Annotated in this window: 2 protein-coding genes; one reads left to right on the top strand and one right to left on the bottom strand. The window is 32.0% G+C overall.

Annotation, left to right across the window (positions count from 1 at the left end; translation table 11 throughout):
* Nucleotides 1–361 precede the first annotated feature (361 nt).
* Nucleotides 362–646, top strand: a complete 285-nt coding sequence (locus AC1DJR_RS28380) for a hypothetical protein (protein ID WP_477004088.1) — start codon at nt 362–364, stop codon at nt 644–646.
* A 199-nt stretch (nt 647–845) separates the two neighbouring features.
* Here the strand turns inward: AC1DJR_RS28380 and AC1DJR_RS28375 are convergent.
* Nucleotides 846–1858 (bottom strand): sensor histidine kinase (locus tag AC1DJR_RS28375; RefSeq protein WP_477004087.1); only part of this gene is annotated, 1013 nt, incomplete at its 5' end.

Raw genomic sequence — 1858 nt, 5'->3', positions numbered from 1 at the left:
GAATAAAAGCAATAAAATCCCCCCAACTATTATGAATCCTCCGATAAACAATACATATTTTATTTTCATAAAGTAAAGCTCCTCCTCTAGCATAATGCTTACATGTATGTTAACAAGGAAATCTTTCATTTCGATAACATAACTATTACAAAAGTCTTGCAACAATTGTTGATTTAAAATAAAGTCTGATCATTTATAATAAAGATTGATAATTTATAAAAAAGTTTGATAAAAAGATCTGTTTTGTAGAATATTTCTTTGTTCAACAATCGGGCCATTATCTCGAACAAAATAATGTAAGGATTTGGTATAATCTTTGTAAGTGTAAAGACAGATCTTTAAGATTATATGGGAGGTCCTCATGAATTCATTAGTTATATTTATCTTAGTTCTTATTATTCTTAATGTATTAGTCTTTTTTTTGGCAAAGGTAACTCGATTAATATGGAGAATAGCTGGAGTTATTTTTGTTATTTCTTCCCCGTTTGTTTTCTTTATTACAATGAATGTTATTGGTAAAAAAGTTGGGGATGGGATTGCTGGTGCTGCAGCAGGGTTCACCTTTGGTACTCTTTTAGTAATAAATGCGATTATTTTATTTATAGTGGCAGTTTTTGCAAGCAAAAGGGAAAGTAAAGACATTTGAAATATTCCGCAATTGGGCGCTTTAATTAAGCAAGGATCACAAAAATCATTAAACTTTTTTATAAAARGRTGATTCAATTGAATATAGAAAAAGCGTGTTTTGATCAATCTTTTTTTCAAAACACGCTTTTTTTATTTGCTCTTTTATCAAGGTTTATTAAGTTAATTCAATCAAATTTTATTCCAAGGCTACAACAATCTTATTTCTTTTCTGAAGTAATGGGAAGGGTAAACCAAAATTCACATCCCTGTTTACCGTCCGAACGATCTCGAACGCCAATTTCTCCTTTGTGCATTTCAACTAACGATTTTGTAATCGCTAACCCGAGTCCAGATCCTCCAGAGTGTGAACTTCTTGATCGGTCCGTTCTGAAAAAACGCTCAAATATACGTAGTTGATCATTTGGAGCAATACCTTCTCCTTCATCACGCAAAATAAATTTGGCTTGCTGCCTCTGTTTATTTTCTTCTACAATCAGCTCGATTTTTCCAGATACAGGGGAATGTCGGATTGCATTGTGTAACAAATTACCGATAACTCGTGCTATTTTACATGGCATAATCCAAAGTCGTGGCAATGTATCAGAAACGTGCAATTGTAAATGGATATGTTTCTCCTCTAATAAAATAGAGTGTGAATTTAGTACTTCTAGCAGGACGCTGTCCATGTGTGTTAAGCTTGGATAATATTCTTCTTGTCCAAGTTCTAACTTTGACAGATCAAATAAATCATTGATTAAACCATTTAATCTTTGTATTTCTTTTAGGATTGTATTTATATATTGCATTTTCATGTCAGGATCTTCAATTAAATTATCTTGTAAGGCTTCTATCATCAATTGTATGCTAGTCATAGGCGTTCGTAAGTCGTGTGAAATATTCGCAATCAGCTCTGTACGCGCTTTTTCTCCTTCTTCTAACTTAGTAAAACCCTCTTCTAATTTTTTAGCCATCTGTTGAAAAGCTGTTGCTAATTCTTTAAACTCTCGTGGTTCTTTTCCTATTATATATATCGTTTCAAAATGTCTATCACTAAATTGTTTTGTTAATTCAATTAAATTTTGAATAGATCTCATAATAGGACGTGTTAGTAACCAGTAAAGAAAGGTTGAAAAAATCATTGCTATGATTGCAATTCCTGTTAATAACCGTGTTTGTTCCGGCTTAAGTAACATTTTCGTATCACTATACCATATAGCAACTACCATAACAC

This window comes from Bacillus sp. 05T31 (genome assembly GCF_056396725.1).
The sequence above is the reverse complement of the archived record's forward strand: the minus strand, read 5'-3'. Positions and strand labels throughout refer to the sequence as shown.

Coding starts and splice junctions, on each gene's coding strand:
- AC1DJR_RS28380 (WP_477004088.1), top strand. CDS start 362: ATGAATTCATTAGTTATATTTATCTTAGTTCTTATTATTCTTAATGTA.